This is a genomic window from Achromobacter sp. E1 (assembly GCF_037039475.1).
GTDB classification, from domain to species: domain Bacteria; phylum Pseudomonadota; class Gammaproteobacteria; order Burkholderiales; family Burkholderiaceae_B; genus Achromobacter; species Achromobacter mucicolens.
In genome coordinates this window covers 2,884,238-2,901,172 of the sequence record NZ_CP146253.1, presented here as the reverse complement: position 1 = coordinate 2,901,172, position 16,935 = coordinate 2,884,238, and the positions used below count along the sequence as shown (strand labels likewise).

12 protein-coding genes are annotated in these 16,935 nt (G+C 66.7%); 8 read left to right on the top strand and 4 right to left on the bottom strand.

Annotated features, from left to right (window positions below):
* Positions 1-112 precede the first annotated feature (112 nt).
* Entirely contained in the window at positions 113-3,109 is a 2,997-nt protein-coding gene (locus V6V88_RS13360; RefSeq protein WP_338619478.1) for a GAF domain-containing protein, read from the bottom strand.
* Positions 3,110-3,205: 96 nt separating this feature from the next.
* On the bottom strand, positions 3,206-4,486 hold the full coding sequence (locus V6V88_RS13355) for an MFS transporter (RefSeq protein ID WP_223575562.1): 1,281 nt from the start codon (positions 4,484-4,486) through the stop codon (positions 3,206-3,208).
* Between the two features lie 106 nt (positions 4,487-4,592).
* Here V6V88_RS13355 and V6V88_RS13350 point away from each other — a divergent pair, with 106 nt between their 5' ends.
* Both V6V88_RS13350 and V6V88_RS13345 read left to right on the top strand, forming a co-directional pair.
* The gene (locus V6V88_RS13350) at positions 4,593-5,492 is read left to right on the top strand and encodes a LysR family transcriptional regulator (RefSeq protein ID WP_056317651.1); all 900 of its coding nucleotides are present in this window, start codon (positions 4,593-4,595) and stop codon (positions 5,490-5,492) included.
* A gap of 154 nt (positions 5,493-5,646) precedes the next feature.
* Complete coding sequence (locus V6V88_RS13345) at positions 5,647-7,299, top strand: mucoidy inhibitor MuiA family protein (protein ID WP_223575564.1); 1,653 nt, start codon at positions 5,647-5,649, stop codon at positions 7,297-7,299.
* A 4-nt stretch (positions 7,300-7,303) separates the two neighbouring features.
* Here V6V88_RS13345 and V6V88_RS13340 read toward each other — a convergent pair whose 3' ends face one another.
* The gene (locus tag V6V88_RS13340; protein ID WP_280003113.1) at positions 7,304-8,614 is read right to left on the bottom strand and encodes a ferric reductase-like transmembrane domain-containing protein; all 1,311 of its coding nucleotides are present in this window, start codon (positions 8,612-8,614) and stop codon (positions 7,304-7,306) included.
* 153 nt (positions 8,615-8,767) lie between these two features.
* A complete protein-coding gene (locus V6V88_RS13335) occupies positions 8,768-9,994 on the bottom strand; it encodes an EAL domain-containing response regulator (RefSeq protein WP_175235316.1) in 1,227 nt (408 codons plus the stop codon).
* A gap of 313 nt (positions 9,995-10,307) precedes the next feature.
* On the opposite strand from V6V88_RS13335, the gene V6V88_RS13330 reads away from it, so the two are divergent.
* The 6 genes from V6V88_RS13330 (at position 10,308) to asd (ending at position 16,896) form a co-directional block, all read left to right on the top strand.
* Positions 10,308-11,441 (top strand): 3-deoxy-7-phosphoheptulonate synthase, encoded by a 1,134-nt coding sequence (locus tag V6V88_RS13330; RefSeq protein WP_056317640.1) that lies wholly within the window; start codon positions 10,308-10,310, stop codon positions 11,439-11,441.
* A 113-nt stretch (positions 11,442-11,554) separates the two neighbouring features.
* Complete coding sequence (locus V6V88_RS13325; protein ID WP_056317637.1) at positions 11,555-12,046, top strand: hypothetical protein; 492 nt, start codon at positions 11,555-11,557, stop codon at positions 12,044-12,046.
* A gap of 321 nt (positions 12,047-12,367) precedes the next feature.
* Positions 12,368-13,090, top strand: coding sequence for a response regulator transcription factor (locus V6V88_RS13320; RefSeq protein WP_056317634.1), 723 nt, complete (start codon positions 12,368-12,370; stop codon positions 13,088-13,090).
* A gap of 7 nt (positions 13,091-13,097) precedes the next feature.
* Positions 13,098-13,967 (top strand): CoA ester lyase, encoded by an 870-nt coding sequence (locus tag V6V88_RS13315; RefSeq protein WP_223575565.1) that lies wholly within the window; start codon positions 13,098-13,100, stop codon positions 13,965-13,967.
* A 321-nt stretch (positions 13,968-14,288) separates the two neighbouring features.
* Positions 14,289-15,893 (top strand): ATP-binding cassette domain-containing protein, encoded by a 1,605-nt coding sequence (locus tag V6V88_RS13310; RefSeq protein ID WP_338619477.1) that lies wholly within the window; start codon positions 14,289-14,291, stop codon positions 15,891-15,893.
* Positions 15,894-16,026: 133 nt separating this feature from the next.
* A complete protein-coding gene (gene asd / locus V6V88_RS13305; protein WP_062841109.1) occupies positions 16,027-16,896 on the top strand; it encodes an archaetidylserine decarboxylase in 870 nt (289 codons plus the stop codon).
* The last annotated feature ends 39 nt before the right edge of the window (positions 16,897-16,935 follow it).

Here is a 16,935-nt window from a genome sequence, read left to right as displayed (position 1 = left end):
GAAATGCACCGGCCTAGTCGCAAGCCCCGTGCCTGACCCCCTGCCCGCCTTCTGCCCTACTGGTAGTCCTCCATGCGGGGCATTTTTTACCTGCGTTTGCAACACTTGACCCTCAACGTGCCCGTTGCGGCGCCGCGCCCTCTTCCAGCATGCGCTGCACGCGCTCGCCCAGAGCATCCAGTGAGAACGGCTTGACGATGAGTTCCATGCCTTCTTGCAGGAACCCGCCCGCGCTGGCCGCGCTTTCGGCGTAACCCGTCATGAGCAGAACCCGCAGGCCAGGATGCGCGACGCGCGCGGCGTCGGCCAGTTGGCGGCCGTTCAAATTGGGCAGGCCCACGTCGGTCACCAGCAGGCTCAGGTTGCGCGTGGCGGTCACCAGCTCAAGGCCGGCTTCGCCATCGCCGGCCGTCAACACATGCAGCCCCATGTCCACCAGCGACTCCCGCACCATTTCCCGCACGTTCATATCGTCTTCCACGACGATAACGAAGGCCTGGCCCGCCGACGCCGCCTTCGCGCCCGTCGCCCGCGGCGTTTCGGCCGCCATTTCCGGCACGCCCTGATGGCGCGGCAGATAGAGGCGAACCGACGTGCCGACGCCTTCGGCGCTTTCCAGCACGGCACTGCCGCCCGCCTGCTTGGCAAAACCGTAGGTCATCGACAGACCCAGACCCGTGCCCTCGCCGAGCGGCTTGGTCGTGAAGAACGGATCGAAGGCGTGCGCCAGCACGTCGGGCGACATGCCGCACCCCACGTCCGACACCGTGACCTCGACGAACGCGCCGGGATTGACGCCCGGGTTCTGGCGCAGTGACGCGGCGTCCAGGTGCGTATTCGCCGCGGCAATGGTCAATACGCCGCCGTTCGGCATCGAGTCGCAGGCATTGATCACCAGGTTGAGCATTGCGTTCTCGAACTGGTTCCGGTCGCAGTTCACAGGCCACAGACCCGGCTCCAGATCGAAGACCAGGTTCACACGCTCGCCGGTGTAGCGATGGAACAGGTCCGTCATGGAATGCAGCGTGGCTTCCACACTGAACGGCTTGGGGTCGATCGGCTGGCGCCGCGAGAACGTCAGCAGCCGCTGCGTCAGATGCGCGGCCCGGTTCGCGGAATCCATGGCCACGGTGATGAAACGCTGCGCCTGTTCCGGCACGCCGGCCGTCAGCTTGCGCTGCACCAGATACAGCGCGCCCGTGATCCCTTGGAGCATGTTGTTGAAATCGTGCGCGATACCGCCCGTCAAGCGACCCACCGCTTCCATCTTCTGCGCCTGGCGCAGCGCATTCTCGGTGTCGGCCAGGGCTTCAGCCTGCGCCTTCAGGTCCGAATCGTCGCGCCCGGCCACATACAGGCTGTCCTCGGACCACGACATGCTCCATGTGATCCAGCTGTAGCCCCCCTCGCGCCGCAATACCCGGTTTTCAACGTGCCGGGCAGGTTGCGCACCATTCGCCTTGGCGTGCGGCGACCAGGCGGCGCGGGTCGCCTCCAGGTCATCCGGGTGGATCAGTTCTGACAGTCCCATCGACAGGAACTGGTCGGGGTTCCAGCCCAGGATGGTCTGCACCGCGGGATTCACGCTGGCAAACCTGCCGCGGCCATCGATGACCGCGAGCAACTCGGGCGACATCCGCCAGATGCGGTCCCGCTCGGCGATGGCGTGTTCGACCCGCTGCTCCAGCATGCGCGCATACTGAGACCGCTCGACGGCATCGCACATCCGTTCGGCCACTTCCTCGATGAAGGCCAGATCCGCGGGCTTGAGCCGGCTGCTGGACAGGGGGCGGACCACCAGCGCGCCGCCCTGCCGCGCCCATCGGCGCATCGGCACCACGATGGCGGACGGCCGGACGTCGCCGCCCTCTTGCGCCACGAGCGGCTGCAGGTAGGTTGTGCGCCCATTGCGCACCGCCTCGAAAAAGTCGTCGCCCAATTGCTCTGTCGCCAGGGGCTCCTGGCGCGCCACGTACACCTCGGACTGCCAGGCCGTGGACACGACGGGCGCCGCGCCGTCGCCGGCCCAATCCAGAACTGCCACCAGGCCCAGCGACAGGTGCTGCCCCAGCCCCGCGCAGGCGGTCTCCTCGATCGCGGCCTGCAGGTGCAGTTCTCGCATGCGGTCGCCCAGCGCCAGCAGGAAATTCTTGCGATGCTGGCCTTCCCAAAGCTCGGTCTCGGCCGCCTTGCGCGCGGAGACGTCCAGGAAAAGCGCCATGATGCGGTCGGGCCCTTCCTTGCGCGCCCGCGCTTCGTACCACGCATCGTTGGGCGCGGGAACGGCAAATTCGAACTGGGTCGGCTCGCCTGTTTCCACGACCTGGGCGAACGTATCCAGGATCTGGCTGGGCACGCCCGGAATCATTTCACGCAGGGTATGACCCAGCGTGTCGCCTTCCCGCATGCCGCTCTGGCGTTCAAATGCCGGGTTCACTTCAAGAAAGCGGAAGTCGGCAATGCGGCCATCCTCGCCGCGCAAGGCCTCGGCCAGGAAGAATGCCTCCTGCATGCCCTCGAACATGGCGCGCCAGCGGTCGCCGCTGCGGCGCAAGGCCACATCGAGCAGATGCCGTTCGATGGCCAGGGCGGCGCTACGCGTGACGAGCGCAATGGCGTCGATGTCGTGCGCCGACGGCAGGCGGCTTTCGTCGTAATAGTTGGAGAACACGCCAAGCAGCCGCCCGTCCGGCGCCTTGATCGGGGTCGACCAACAGGCACGCAGGCCGTGCGCCGCCGCCACGTCGCGCCATGCGGCCCAGCGAGGATCCCGGGAAATGTCTTCCACGTAGACCGGGCTGCCCGAATGCGCCGCAGCGCCCCAGGGGCCGGCCTCGGGCTCGATCATCATCCCGCTTACCGCAGCGTTGAATTCATCCGGCAGGCTGGGCGCGGCGCCATGCTCCAGCCTGCCCCCCTTGTCGTCCACCAGCGCGATGGACGCGCGAAGTTTCACGCTCGATTGGGCCTCGATGGCGTGAAGCACATGTTCTAGCACCTGCGGGAGCGGCACGCCGGCAGCGATTCGCTCCAGCATGATACGTTCGTCTTCAAGACGAGCTAGCGTGTCGGTCCATGGCAGGGACACGCGGTCTTGCTTGGTCAGCATGTTTCCCCCTATCGCAATACAGAATGTACGCGATAGGGGCGCGCGTGGGGCAACCCTGCGTAACGCGAGGCTACCCTTCCTGGAAAAAAGAGGCGGTCAGGCGGGCCCCGCCACCCCTGCCGCCGGGTCACGGCGCCCCGTGCGCCAGGCAAGGCCCGCGCTGATCGTCAGTGCGGCCGCCAGCAGGCCGCCGGCCATCGCCGCCACGCCGTGCCAACCGCCAACCGTCCAGAATTGGCCGCCCAGCGCGCCCAGGACGCTGGACCCCACGTAATAGACCAGCAGGTACAACGAGGCGGCCAGCGCCTTGTAGCCCCGTGCCATCTGACCCACCCAGCCGCTTGCGACGGCATGGGCGGCAAAAAAGCCGAACGTGAAGATCACGATGCCCGCGACTAGCACAGGCAGCGAATCCGAGAGCGTCAGCACCAGGCCGGCCAGCGCAAGCCCCGACGCCGCGGACAGCATCGCGCCGCGCCCATGACGGTCGGCCAGTCGGCCAAACCACGTGGATGCGAAGATGCCCACCAGGTAGACGACGAAGATGAAGCCGATGAAGGTTTGGCTAAGCGAGAACGGCGGGAGCAACAGCCGGAAGCCGACATAGTTGTAGACGGCCACGAAAGCGCCCATCAGCAGCCCGCCCATGGCGAACAGTGCGCACAGCGGCCCATTCTTCAAGTGCGCGCCGGCGCCGGCCCGCACGTCCGACCAGACGCCTGCCCACCCTTGGCCGCGCCGCGGCGTGAAGCGGCGCGAGGCCGGCAGGAGCCACAGGAACAGCACGGCCGCGACGATGCCCAGCAGTCCCAGCGTTCCCATCGCTGCGCGCCACCCGAAGTGATCGGACACCAGGCCGGTGATCACCCGTCCCGACAGCCCGCCAAACGCGCTGCCGCTGATGTAAAGCCCCATCGCGAAGCCCAGCGTGCCCGGTTCGACCTCCTCGGCCAGATAGGCCATGGCGACAGCCGGCACCCCGCCCATCGCCACCCCTTGCAAGGCGCGCAGGGCCAGCAGGCTCTGCCAGTCCGGCGCGACCGCCGCGATGGTGCCAAGAATGGCGGACGCGAACAGCGACCACGCCATGACGCGCTTGCGCGGCAGCGCGGCCGAAAACAGGCCGACAAAGAAAATGGCGATAGCTAGCAAACCCGTGCACAGCGACAGCACCAGGCTGCTCTGCGCGGGCGAAACGTGGAAAGCCTGGGTGAACAGCGGCATCAGCGGCTGCACGCAATACAACAGCGAAAACGTGGAAAAGCCGGCGGCGAAGAGCGCCCATTGGGCGCGGCGCAGACCCGGCGTGCCGCGCGCCAGATAAGCCGGCGCCGAAACGCCGGAGTCTGTTGCGTGACTTGCAGAAGGGGTAGCCATCAGAATTCTCGAAAAACACCCGGGCAGGAGCCCGTGGAGAACAAGGTAGACATTTCCCCTGCATATGTCCAATATATGAAACCGCTCCTGTCTATATTTAAAACCGATGGAACTGCGTCACTTGCGGTATTTCACCGCCGTCGCCGAGGAACTGCACTTCACGCGCGCGGCCGCCCGTCTGGGCATCGGCCAGCCGCCGCTCAGCCAGCAGATCCAGCAATTGGAGCGCGAGATCGGCACGCCGCTCTTTCTGCGCCTGCCCCGCGGCATCGCGCTGACCGAAGCCGGCGTGCAATTTCTGGACGACGCCCGCGCCATCCTGGCCAGCGCCGACCGCGCCGTCGATATGGCCAGGCGGCTGGGGCGCGGCGAACGCGGCGCCATCACGGTCGGCTTTACCGCGTCGGCCGTCTTTCATCCCTACCTGCCCCGGGCCATCCGCGCTTTTCGCGACCGCTATCCGGACGTGCGCATCACGCTCACCGAAAGCAATACCGTCACGCTGCTGCGAGGCCTGCGCGCGGGCGACGTGGACGTGGCCTTTGTCCGCCCGCCCTATGTGCTGGACGCCGAATTCGAATCGGAGCGGGTGCTCGATGAGCCCATGCTGATCGCCCTGCCGCCGGACCATCCGCTCAGCCGGAAGCGCGCGGTCCCGATCGCCGCGCTGGCCGAGGAGGACTTCGTGCTTTATCCGCGGCCCATCGGCGCGGGCCTGTACGACGCCATCCAGTCGGCCTGCCAGCGCGCCGGCTTTGCCCCGCGCGTCATCCAGGAAGCGCCGCAGATGGCGTCGATCGTGAGCCTGGTGGCGGCTGGCGTGGGTATCTCCATCGTGCCCGCCGCGATGCGGCACATGGGCGCGCAGGGCATCGAGTACCGTCCCATCAAGGGCGATGCGCCCCATGCGCTGCTGGACATGGCCTACCGCCGCCATGACCGCTCGGTGGCCGCCGAAAACGCCGTCGGCATGCTGCGCCGGCTGGCGCATCCAGAACGGGAGTGAAGCCGGACTCCGGGCGTGGCCGTATCGGCCTGTCGCGTTTGTCATTTTCTGTAAACCTGCGGCGCGGGGCTGGGACTAGACTCTCGCGCTTGCTGGCGATGCGTCCCCTGGAATCCGCGATGCCGGCCGCGCCCAACTTTTCAAAGGTGACCCCGTGCGACGTACCCTTCTGGCCCTGGCCTTTGCAACGATTCCCGGCTTCGCCGCTGCTGCCGCGCTGCCCTCCGCCATCGGCGCGGTCACGGTTTATCAGGACCGCGCCGTCGTCACCCGCGCTGCCAGCAGCGACCTGGCCGCCGGCGAACACGAACTGATCCTGGACAACCTGCCGGCCTCGCTGCAGGAAAACTCGCTGCAGGTGTCCGCCAAGAGCACCGGTCAGGCGACCCTGCTGGACGTCAAGGTCAGCGACGTCTACCAGACCGACACCGCTAACGAACGGGTGAGGTCGATCGAAGCGCAACTCGACAAATTAACTGCCCGGCAGGCGGCGCTCGACGACGAGGCCGCGGTGCTGGACAACCAGCGCGAGCTCATCCTGATGATGCAGCGCGGCGCCACGGAACCGGCCAAGGACGGAGCCAGAATCACCGTGGATGAACTCAAGGCTATCCAGACGCTCAGCGCCGAATCGCTGGCCACGACGCTGGCGGGCCTGCGCCGCGTCGCCGAACAGAAGACCGCGCTGGAGCGCGAAATGACGGCACTGCAAACCCAGCTTGGCCAGGTCCGTGGCGAGGCGGGCCGGCGCACCAAGAAGGTGGCCTTGCGCGTCGGCATGGCGCGCGCCGGCAAGCTGGACCTCGCGCTGTCGTATGCCGTGGCGGGCGCACGCTGGACGCCCGCCTATGATGCGCGGCTGCGTCCGGCCGATCGTCAGGTGGACCTTGGTTACTTCGGTGTCATCCGCCAGAACACGGGCGAAGACTGGACCAACGTGAAGCTGACGCTGTCCACGGCCCGGCCGTCGCTGGGCGGCGGCGCGCCCAAGCTGCGCCCGTGGATCATCGACGTGGCTGCCCCTCCCCCGCCCCCGCCGCCCCGGCCCGCCGCCGCGCCGGCCCCTGCTGCCGTCCAGGCCGAGATGCACGCCAAGCGCGCGCCGCGCGCCCGCGCGATGGAAGACAGCGCCATGCTGCCCGAGCCGCAACCCGAGGCCATCGAGCTGTCCACGGCTCAGGTCCAGAATGCGGCAACCAGCGCGTCGTTCCAGATCCAGAACCCGGCAACGCTGCTGTCGGACAACACCACGCAGCGCGTCGCCATCGCCACGGCCAAACTGCCGGCCACCTTGCAATACCAATCCACGCCCGCATTGCGCGAAACCGTCTACCTGACCGCGCAAGCCAGCAACAACACAGACTTTCCGTTCCTGGCGGGGCCGCTCAATACCTTCCTGGACGATGCCTTTGTCGCCACGGGCGCCATGAAAGCGGTCATGCCCGGCGAAAAGCTGGAGCTGGCGCTGGGCGCGGACGAGGGCATCTCCATCAAGCGCCAGCTGGTCAACCGCTACACCGAGAGCACCGGCTTTTCGGGCAGCGGCAAGCGTGTCACCTACGAGTACAAGATCACCGTCAAGAACAACAAGTCAACCAAGGAACAGGTGACCTTCAAGGATCACCTGCCCATCTCGCGTAACGAGAAAATCGTGGTCAAGCTGCTGTCGCCCGCCGACCGCGACATCAAGCGCGAAGAGGACGGCAAGCTGGTGTGGGACTGGGAGCTCGAGCCGGGCAAGTCGCGCGAGACGACGTTGAAGTTCTCGGTGGACTACCCGGGTGATATCGACGTGTCCGGCCTCTGACGCGCTAGCGCATCTGGAAGGCTTCCTGGTGGAACAGCTGCCGCACCGGCATGCCCCGCCGGTGCAAGCCGTCTTTCAGCGCGTCGGCAAAGCCCGTGGGACCGCAGAACCAGACACTTGGCCACGGCGTCCCTTCCTGTCTGGCCTGCGCCAGCTCGGCGGCCGTCAAGGGCCGGTGCTCGTCGCTGTAGCGGACGTCCAATTTCACGCTTGGGACGCGTGCGCACAACTGGCGCAACCGGTCGGCGAAAGGCGCATCGTCTGCATTGCGGGCGCAGTAATACAAGGTGGCGTCGGGCGCGTTCGCGGGCCGCGTCTGCAAGGCCTCAAGCCATGAAATGAAGGGCGTCACGCCAATGCCCGCGCCGACCCAGATCTGACGGCGGCCCTCGTCCCGGCGAAAGTCGAAACAGCCGTATGGCCCTTCAATGGTCACCGCCTGCCCCGCCGCCAGGCTCTTCTGCAGGCGCCGCGTGTAATCGCCGAGCGCCTTGATCGAAAACTGCACCCTGCCCGAGCCATCATAGGCGCCCGACACCGTGAAGGGGTGCGCACCTTCCTTGCGATCCGCGGTCAGGAAGGCGAACTGGCCGGCGCGGTGATGCCAATCGCCCTGGACTAGACAGGTCACGCGCAGGATGTCATCCGACAGATGCTGCACGTCCAGCACGGTGCCCTTGTAGCGGCGCGCCCGCCCGATGCGGCCCGTCAGCGCCATGACCGCGCAGACAGATCCGACCGCGGTCGCAAGGCCAACCAGCCACCCCGCCGGCTGCGACCACCACGCGGCGGGCGTGAGCACGACGCCATGAAACGCCGCCACCAGGAAGATCACGGCGGCAATGCGATGGACCTGGCGCCACACGTGGTACGGGAACCGCCGCCACAGCGTCAATAGCACCATCGCCACCAGGATCCAGACGGCGTATTCGCCCAGATCCTTGGCCGATCCCCGGAACATGTCCAGCATGGCCGCGGCGCGGGGCGTCTTGGGAACCGGATCGAAGATGGCCAGCAGCAGCGGCTTGGCGAGCTTGATGAAGTAGTGCGCCGCCGCCAGCGCGGTGGCCAGGATGCCGCACCACTTGTGCAGCCGGTACATCTTGTCCAGGCCATCCAGCCGCTTTTCCAGCCAGACCGGCCTGACCGACAGCAGCATGATGAGCGCCATCAGCACATAAGCCGCCAGACCGGTCAGCAAAATCAGTTGGTCGCGCCACGTCCATACGTTGAAGGCGGCGGGCGGCTGCAGCCGCAAGGCAAGCGCCCAGGCCAGGACGCTGACGGCGAGGACCGTGAAAAGGATTCGGCGCATTGGCATCGCTCCCAGTAAATCGGCGGCCGTGCCGAACCGAGACAGGCCGCAGACATAATGGTAGTTTCGCCCAGGGCCGCCATTTCGGGTACCTGGACCGTCCTTTGACGCGAATCAAGCCCAACCCGGCAAAAAATGCCGCGCCGCCCGCGCTCAATGCGCCCGGCAATACGCGATGAATTCGTCCGGGGACAACGGCATGGAAATCCCATAGCCCTGCGCCAGGTCGCATCCCAGTTCGCGAAGCAGTTGCACGTCGCGCTCCTGCTCCACCCCTTCGGCAACCACGCGCCGCCCCAGCACCCGCCCCATTTCGATCGCCGCCGCCACGACGGCACGCGAGGCAGGCTCGCGGTGCATGTGGACGATGAAGTCCCGGTCGATCTTCAGTTCGTTGAAGGGCATTGCCGAGAACAGGCGCATGGAGGCGATGCCCGCGCCAAAGTCGTCCATCGCCAGCTCGAAGCCGCGCACGCGCAACAGGTTCAGCGTGGACGACAGCGCCAGCCAGTCGGTCACGGGCTCGTCTTCGGTAAGTTCGACCTTGATCAGACGGGCCGGCAGCCCCGCCTGCCCCACCTTCTGCTCCAGCAGGCCGGGCAGGTCGCGCGAGCACAGCGTGGAGGCCGACGCGTTGATCGCGATCGGCACCGCGACATCGGCGTCCTGCAGCCGGCGCAACACCTCCAGCACGCGGTCGGTGACGCGGCTGAACAACATGCGGTCCATGCCCAGCCGATGCGCCGCAGGCACGAAGTCCGCCGCGGAGATCGCGCCCAGCTTCGGATCCACCCAGCGCGACAACGCTTCGGCCGCCACCACACGCCCGGTCGACAGGCTGATCTGGGGTTGCAGCACCACGCTCATGTTGGTGCCCGAGAGCAGCGCCTGGCTCAGCGCCGCCTCCATCACCTCGCGCCGCACGGACTTGGGTTTGTCCGGCGAGGCGGACTCGTCGTCGATGCTGCGCAGCGCGTTCTTGATGGCCTGCTGCATCGCCACGCGCGACACGGGCTTTGAAAGCGCCTGCGCGGAGGGGCAACCTGCCTGCAGGGCCAACCGCACATGCGACTGGAGCAATTCGTCGCTCAGGCTGCTGATCCAGATGATAGGCGGCATGCTCTTCAAGCGCCCGGCGTCCACCAGCCGCCGCAGGTCGTTGGGAAGGCGCGTGCCGTCGCCCTCGCCCATCACGATGTCGCTGATGAGCACGTCATGGTATTGACGCGTGATCGCGCCCACCGCCTCGATGCTGCTTCCCAAGCCCGCCACGCGGCGGTAGCCCAATGCCAGCAACATGTTCTGCAGATAGGCGCGTTCGACGGGATGGTCTTCTACAAGAAGAATCCGTCGGGACGATCCGGCATCGGGTTTTGGCATTGCTGACCGTCCTGAACTGTGCCTACGGAAAGAAGCCGTGCGCGGCCCCCGCCTGCGCCTGCCGCTGGCCGGCAGCGCCGGCCTGCTGAGAGCGTGCATCAATGCTAAGGCATCCGCGCGAAAAGTGTCCTTATCGATAACGGGTTAATTCAGTTCGCCGCCGATAGACGTAGCCGCCGGATTATCCGCCGTCCGGCTCCATACATTGGGGCCTGTCCCCGCAAGCGGGCGCGGCGATGCCACCCATCCGCCTCCACCGTCCGCGGGTGCGATAATGGCGGACTTTCCCGCATCTACGGCACGGAGCTTTCCCTTGACCCGCATTGACGACCCCCTGCACGACCGCGAGGTCGGCGCCGCCGACGCCACCCAGGACAACACCCGCACCGACGACACCCGCATCAGCGCGGTGCGCCCGCTGATCTCGCCTGCGCTGCTGCAGGACGAACTGCCGGTGTCGCCCAGCATCCAGAACCTCGTCGAGCAAAGCCGCGCCGAGATCGCGGACGTGCTGCACGGCCGGGACGACCGCCTGGTGCTGGTGGTGGGCCCATGTTCCATCCACGATCACGCGCAGGCCATGGAGTACGCGCGCAAGCTGCGCGCCGCCGCCGATGAGCACAAGAAGGATCTGCTGATCGTCATGCGGGTGTATTTCGAAAAGCCCCGCACCACCGTCGGCTGGAAGGGCTACATCAACGACCCGCGCCTGGACGGCAGCTTCCGCATCAATGAAGGCCTGCGCCGCGCCCGCGAGCTGCTGCTGGACATCGGCGGCCTGGGTCTGCCGATTGCCACCGAATTCCTCGACCTGCTCAGCCCGCAGTACATCGCCGACCTGATCGCGTGGGGCGCCATCGGCGCGCGCACGACCGAAAGCCCCAGCCATCGCCAGCTCAGCTCCGGCCTGAGCTGCCCGCTGGGCTTCAAGAACGGCACCGACGGCGGCGTGCAGATCGCAGCCGACGCCATGGTCGCCGCCAGCGCCAAGCATGCGTTCATGGGCATGACCAAGATGGGCATGGCCGCCATCTTCGAAACCCGCGGCAATCAGGACACCCACGTGATCCTGCGCGGCGGCAAGCAAGGCCCCAACTACGATGCCGCCAGCGTGGACGCCTGTTGCGCCGCCCTGCGCAAGGCGGGCCAGCGCGAACAGGTCATGATCGACTGTTCGCACGCCAACTCCAACAAGTCGCACGTGCGCCAGATCGACGTGGCCAACGACATCGCCGCCCAGGTCGCCCAGGGCGACAGCCGCATCACCGGCGTCATGATCGAAAGCCACCTCGAGGAAGGCCGCCAGGACCTCAAGCCCGGCGAACCGCTGCGTCACGGGGTCTCCATTACCGACGCATGCCTGGGCTGGACCCAGACCGAGCCCGTGCTGGCGGCGCTGGCGCTGGCTGTGCGCCAACGCCGCGAAAAGCTGGCCGCCCGCGGCTGATCCTGTTGCCGGGCAGCGGCCGGCCGCCGCTGTTACAGCACATTCCTGAAACAATTGGTATCATGCGGGGCTTCGGGGTCTCTCGACCCCTCCCCGCTTCTCTTCGCTCAGGTATGGATCGTTCTCGCCTTGTCGCGGCCGCGCCGGCCGCATCGCCCCCCGTGCGCCACAGCATTTTCATCTACACCGAAGAACAACGCGGCAACCAGATGGTTGAGTCGCGCATCCTCGGCATGATGTCCGACGTTTCCGGATCGGAAAAACTCATCGTCGTGCAGGATCCGTTTCACGGCTTCAAGTACGTCTACCGGATCGACCACGAAAGCAACAATCTCGACGCGGCCGCCATCACCGAAATCGACGAATCGCTGTTCAACGGCAAATCCTCGATCGAGATCAACGCCATGTCCTACCGCCTGGGAACGGCCGAGAACGCGGTGAAGCTGTTGCGCGGCAAGACGCGATGGATCCAGGACAAGGGTTCGGTGCTGTCGGTGCTGCTGCAAAATGCTGCTGCGCGCAAAACGCGCTTTGCACCGGGCCGGATCGAACGCGATCGGATGCGCAAAGTGCCCGATGGCGTGCCGGTCGAATTACTCCCTTAGTCGGCCAGGACGGTATCCGCGCTGTTTTTCTTATCCACAGAACTTGTGGATAAGAAAAACGCAAACGCACGGCTGATGGCCTTTCGGGCGATCCGCACCGGGCTGCGCAATTTTTGACCAGGCCCTTTTTGCCCTCGGTCTGGATCGCATCCTTGATCCATGACGCGCCGCCGCAACGGCGGGGATGATATTCTGCGCGCAAGCACGCGGGATACGCACACCGTCATCCCCTGATTTCCGCGCGCACGCGGCCCCCTATCGAATTCAAAGCATGACGAGAACATCCCTGTTCGCCCGAGGAGCGCGCAAGCGCGCCGCGCCGTGACGATCATCGTCGTCGACGACCACGGAGATTGGCGCGATTCCATCGCCGAGTACATCCAGGACCTGGGCCTGGACAAAGCCATCCTCACCGCGGGTTCGCTGGCCGAGCTGGACAGCCTGTTGCTTACCGTCACCCCCGCCATCCTCGTGCTGGACGCCATGCTGCCGGACGGCGACGGGCTCGCGCGGGTATCGCACCTGCGCACCACGTATCCGTCGATGGGCATCATCATGCTCACCGGGCGCCTCTTGAGCGAAGACAAGGTATCGGGCCTGAGCCTGGGCGCCGACCACTACCTGACCAAGCCCGTGAACCTGGCCGAGCTGGGGGCCACCCTGGTGGCGCTGTCGCGGCGCCTGCGCGTCGTGCCGGCGGCCGACACCGAGGACGCGCAGTCGGACGCCTGGCGTTTTGACCCGGCGCGCCGCACGTTGACCACGCCCAGCCAGATCAGCGTCGACATCACCGACACCGAAAGCCGGCTGATCGGCGCGCTGATCCAGGCCGCGCCGCTGCCGCTGACGCGCGCGCGCCTCGTCGAAGCGCTGGGCGCAAGCGTCGAGGCCTACGACACGCATCGGCTCGATGCCCACATGCACCGGCTGCGGCGCAAGCTGCGCGCGCTGGCCGGCGGCGACCTGGGCATACGCACCGTCTATGGCGTGGGCTATGTTTGCACCACGCCCGTCACCATCGTGGGCAGCCTGCCCAAATCCTGAGACCGCAATGACCGCCCCGCTCCGCCCCCGCCGTTCCGTTCTTTACATGCCCGGCGCCAACGCGCGCGCGCTCGACAAGGCGCGCACGCTCGATGCGGACGCGCTCATCCTGGACCTGGAGGACGCGGTGGCGCCCGATGCCAAGGCGCAGGCCCGGACACAAGTTGCCGCGGCGCTCCGGGAAGGCGGCTACGGGCGGCGCGAGTGCATCGTGCGCGTCAACGCACTGGATACGCCCTGGGGCCTGGACGACGTGCGCGCCATTGCGCAGGCCGGCGCCGATGCCGTGCTGCTGCCCAAGGTCGAGAGTCCGGCCCAGTTGGCGGCGCTGGCGCAGGCGCTGGACGCGGCTGGCGCTCCCGCCGGCCTGCCGCTGTGGGCCATGGCCGAAACGCCGCTTGGCTTTCTGCGTCTGGACGCCATTGCGGGCGGCCACGCACGGCTGGCCGCCATCGTCGTCGGCACATCGGATCTGGTCAAGGACCTGCACGCGCGTCACACGCCTTCGCGCGACGAGACGCTGTTGGCACGCTCGCTTGCCGTCATGGCCGCCCGCGCGCACGGCCTGGCCGTGCTGGACGGCGTGCACCTGGACCTGAACGACGACGCCGGGCTGCAAGACGCATGCCGGCAAGGCCGCGATCAAGGCTTTGACGGCAAGACGCTGATCCATCCACGGCAAATCGCCGCCGCGAACGCGGCCTTCGCGCCGACGCCCGAGGAACTGGACACCGCACGCCGGCGCCTCGAGGCATGGACTGCGGCGCAGGCCGAGGGCAAGGGCGTCGCGGTCGTGGACGGCGCATTGGTCGAGAACCTGCACGCGCAAGAGGCCGAGCGCGTGCTGGCACTGGCGCAGGCGATCGGCGCGGCTTAAGGGCAAGACGCGGCGGGAGGCGCCCGTCCGAGGCTGCCCGCCCGGAGCTACCCGCCCGGAGCTACCCGCCCAGAGCTACCCGCCCAGAGCTTCCCGCCCGGAGCTTCCCGCCCAGAGCTGCCCGCCCGGGTACAATCCCCCCCTCGCGTTCGGAGTTGGGTTGCTTCCATTCCGTTCATGCTTCGCGCCGGCGCGCATGTTGCGCGCGCCCTCCCGCCCCGCTTTCCGCCCTTTGCACCGCGCCGCTGGCCGGCGCCTTGCCGCGCGCCCGTCGCGCCATCCCGTTTCGTAGTCATGATCCGCTTCCAACAAGTTTCACTCATGCGCGGCGTCAAGCCGTTGCTCGACAAGGTCGACCTGCTTCTGAACCCCGGCGACAAGATCGGCCTCATCGGCGCCAATGGCGCGGGCAAGTCGAGCCTGTTCGGCCTGTTGCGCGGCACGCTGCACGCCGACCAGGGCGACCTGGACTATCCCGCGTCGTGGCGTGTGGCGCACGTCGCGCAGGAGACGCCCGCGCTGGATCGCCCCGCCATCGAATACGCCATTGACGGCGACACCACGCTGCGCAAGCTGGAAACGGAACTGGCCGCGCTGGAAGCCGAGCCGGAAAGCGCGGAGAACGGTCTGCGCATGGGCGAGATCTATGCCGCGCTGGCCGACGCCGATGCCTACACGGTACATTCACGCGCCGAGCAGTTGCTGACCGGCCTGGGCTTCACGCAGGCGCAGATGCACCTGCCGCTCACGAGTTTTTCAGGCGGCTGGCGCATGCGCCTGAACCTCGCGCAGGCGCTGATGTGTCCGTCCGACCTGCTGCTGCTCGACGAGCCCACCAACCACTTGGACCTGGACGCCATCATCTGGCTGGAAGACTGGCTCAAGCGCTATCCCGGCACGCTCATCGTCATTTCGCACGACCGGGACTTCCTGGACGGCGTGGTGAATGTGATCGTCCACATCGACGAACGCAAGCTCAAGCGCTACTCCGGCCATTACTCGTCGTTCGAGCGCCAGCGCGCCGCGCAGCTTGAACTGGCGCAAGGCATGATGGAAAAGCAGATGCGCCAGCGCGCGCACCTGCAATCGTTCATCGACCGTTTCAAGGCGCAGGCCAGCAAGGCGCGGCAGGCGCAGAGCCGGATCAAGGCCCTGGCGCGCATGGAAGAAGTGGCGCCGCTGCGCGCCGCCGCCGAATTCTCGTTCGAGTTCCGCGAGCCGCTGCGCGCTCCCAATCCGCTGCTGACGATGGACAAGGTCAGCGCGGGCTACCGCATCGAGGACGAAGCCACCGAAGCCGTGTCCGACAAGATCATCGTGTCGGGCATCAACTTTTCGCTGCAGGCGGGCCAGCGCATCGGTCTCTTGGGCATCAACGGCGCGGGCAAGTCGACCTTCATCAAGACCATTGCCGGCGAGATCGAATCGCTTGCCGGCGAGACGCAGTTCAACAAAGGTCTGTCCATCGGCTACTTCGCCCAGCATCAGGTCGAGATGCTGCGCCACGATGAATCGCCGCTATGGCACATGACCAAGATCGCACCCACCGTGCGCGAACAGGAACTGCGCAACTTCCTGGGCAGCTTCAACTTCAACGGCACGATGGCCACCAGTTCCATCGCCCCCTTCTCCGGCGGCGAAAAAGCGCGCCTGGCGCTCGCGCTCATCGTGTGGCAACGCCCCAACCTGCTGTTGCTGGACGAACCGACCAACCACCTGGACCTGGAAACCCGCGAGGCCCTCACCGACGCGCTGGCGCAGTTCGAAGGCACGCTGGTGCTTGTCTCGCACGACCGCCACCTGCTGCGCGCCACCACCGACCAGTTCATCATCGTGGCCGACGGCAAGGTCAACCCGTTCGATGGCGACCTGGACGACTACAAGGACTGGCTCTACAAGACCAAGCTGGCCGCCAAGGCCGCCTGAGCGTTTTTGCGCGCCGCGCCCGGCCAACCGCGTTACAATCGCGCCGAATTGCCGGACTCCAGCTTCAACCTGGCCCGCGCGGCACCTTCAACCACGTCCCGCTGCATGCGGGACGCGTTTTTTAGCGCCCTAGATGCCTATCAAAGACCAACTTTTTCTTGCCAGCCAGTATCTCGCGCCGCACCACCTGGTGTCGCGCTTCTTTGGATACGCATCGGACTGCCGCGAACCCGCGGTGAAGAACTGGATGATCTCGCGTTTCGTCCGTAAGTACGGCGTGAACATGAGCGAGGCGCTGCAAGAAGACCCGTTGGCCTACGACTGCTTCAATGACTTCTTCACGCGTGCGCTGAAAGACGGCGCGCGGCCGCTGGACGAAGAGCCGGGCGCGGTGGTCTGCCCGGCCGACGGCGCCATCAGCCAGATGGGCGCCATCGAACAGGGCCGCATTTTTCAGGCCAAGGGTCACAGCTACGGGCTTGCCGACCTGCTGGGCGGCGACACCGAGCGCGCCGCGCCCTTTCAGGGCGGACAGTTCGCCACCATCTACCTGTCGCCCAAGGACTATCACCGCGTCCACATGCCCGTCGCCGGCACGCTGCGCGAAATGATCCATGTGCCGGGCCGTCTGTTTTCCGTCAATCCGCTGACCGCTCGCAACGTGCCGCGACTGTTCGCGCGAAACGAGCGTGTGGTGTGCATCTTCGACACCGAACACGGTCCCATGGCGGTCGTGCTGGTGGGCGCGATGATCGTGGCGTCCATCGAAACCGTGTGGGCAGGTCTGGTCACCCCGCACAAGCGCCGCATCAAGTCCGTGCGCTACGACGCGGCCGCCCGCGCGCCCATCCACCTTGAAAAAGGCGCCGAGATGGGCCGCTTCAAGCTGGGCTCGACGGCCATCGTGCTGTTTGGGCCGGGCAAGATCCGCTGGGCCGATACGCCGTCCGTGCTGGGTCCGGTGCGCATGGGCGAACTGCTGGCGCTGCCCGCACCGGTGTAAATCACACCAACGCCGCTTGTTCACCAAAAGCGAACAAGC

What these genes read in the sequence shown, in the direction of transcription:
- V6V88_RS13360 (WP_338619478.1), bottom strand. Translation starts at nt 3,109, where the DNA reads ATGCTGACCAAGCAAGACCGCGTGTCCCTGCCATGGACCGACACGCTA.
- V6V88_RS13355 (WP_223575562.1), bottom strand. Translation starts at nt 4,486, where the DNA reads ATGGCTACCCCTTCTGCAAGTCACGCAACAGACTCCGGCGTTTCGGCG.
- V6V88_RS13350 (WP_056317651.1), top strand. Translation starts at nt 4,593, where the DNA reads ATGGAACTGCGTCACTTGCGGTATTTCACCGCCGTCGCCGAGGAACTG.
- V6V88_RS13340 (WP_280003113.1), bottom strand. Translation starts at nt 8,614, where the DNA reads ATGCGCCGAATCCTTTTCACGGTCCTCGCCGTCAGCGTCCTGGCCTGG.
- V6V88_RS13335 (WP_175235316.1), bottom strand. Translation starts at nt 9,994, where the DNA reads ATGCCAAAACCCGATGCCGGATCGTCCCGACGGATTCTTCTTGTAGAA.
- V6V88_RS13325 (WP_056317637.1), top strand. Translation starts at nt 11,555, where the DNA reads ATGGATCGTTCTCGCCTTGTCGCGGCCGCGCCGGCCGCATCGCCCCCC.
- V6V88_RS13315 (WP_223575565.1), top strand. Translation starts at nt 13,098, where the DNA reads ATGACCGCCCCGCTCCGCCCCCGCCGTTCCGTTCTTTACATGCCCGGC.
- V6V88_RS13310 (WP_338619477.1), top strand. Translation starts at nt 14,289, where the DNA reads ATGCGCGGCGTCAAGCCGTTGCTCGACAAGGTCGACCTGCTTCTGAAC.
- asd (WP_062841109.1), top strand. Translation starts at nt 16,027, where the DNA reads ATGCCTATCAAAGACCAACTTTTTCTTGCCAGCCAGTATCTCGCGCCG.